General features: G+C 35.9%; 1 protein-coding gene. It reads left to right on the top strand.

What is annotated here, in order from left to right; genetic code table 11:
* On the top strand, positions 1 to 1,361 hold a 1,361-nt coding region (locus IDG60_RS14285), incomplete at both ends, for a GA module-containing protein (RefSeq protein WP_206160829.1).

Raw genomic sequence — 1,361 nt, 5'->3', positions numbered from 1 at the left:
CAAACTTAGCAACTGCGAAGCAACAAGCTAAAGATGCATTACGTCAAATGACACATTTATCTGATGCACAAAAACAAAGTATTACTGGTCAAATTGATAGCGCGACACAAGTAACTGGTGTACAAAGTGTGAAAGACAATGCAACAAATCTTGACAATGCAATGAATCAACTTCGAAATAGTATTGCGAATAAAGATGAAGTAAAAGCGAGTCAACCATATGTTGATGCAGATACAGATAAACAAAATGCATACAATACAGCAGTTACAAGTGCTGAAAATATCATTAATGCAACGAGTCAGCCAACACTTGATCCATCTGCAGTAACACAAGCAGCTAATCAAGTGAACACTAACAAAACTGCGCTTAATGGTGCGCAAAACTTAGCAAATAAAAAGCAAGAAACAACTGCTAACATCAACCGATTAAGTCATTTAAACAATGCTCAAAAGCAAGATTTAAATACACAAGTGACAAATGCACCAAATATTAGCACAGTAAATCAAGTGAAAACTAAAGCTGAACAATTAGATCAAGCAATGGAACGTTTAATCAACGGAATCCAAGACAAAGATCAAGTGAAACAAAGTGTTAACTTTACAGATGCAGATCCAGAAAAACAAACAGCATACAACAATGCGGTAACTGCTGCTGAAAATATTATTAATCAAGCAAATGGTACAAATGCGAACCAATCACAAGTTGAAGCAGCACTTTCAACTGTAACAACTACTAAACAAGCGTTGAATGGTGATAGAAAAGTAACAGATGCTAAAAACAATGCAAACCAAACATTATCTACGTTAGATAACTTAAACAATGCACAAAAAGGTGCTGTTACTGGAAACATCAATCAAGCGCACACTGTAGCTGAAGTAACGCAAGCCATTCAAACCGCTCAGGAACTGAATACAGCGATGGGTAACTTGAAAAATAGCTTGAATGATAAAGACACTACACTTGGCAGTCAAAACTTTGCAGATGCAGATCCAGAGAAGAAAAATGCATACAATGAAGCGGTTCGTAATGCTGAAAATATTTTAAATAAATCTACAGGTACGAACGTGCCTAAAGATCAAGTTGAAGCAGCTATGAATCAAGTGAATACTACAAAAGCAGCGCTTAATGGTACTCAAAACCTTGAAAAAGCGAAACAACACGCAAATACAGCAATTGACGGTTTAAGCCATTTAACAAATGCACAAAAAGAGGCATTAAAACAATTGGTACAACAATCGACTACTGTTGCAGAAGCACAAGGTAATGAACAAAAAGCAAACAATGTTGATGCAGCAATGGACAAATTACGTCAAAGTATTGCAGATAATGCGACAACAAAACAAAACCAAAATTATACTGAT

It is taken from the genome of Staphylococcus sp. EG-SA-2, assembly GCF_017152085.1.
The sequence above is the reverse complement of the archived record's forward strand: the minus strand, read 5'-3'. Positions and strand labels throughout refer to the sequence as shown.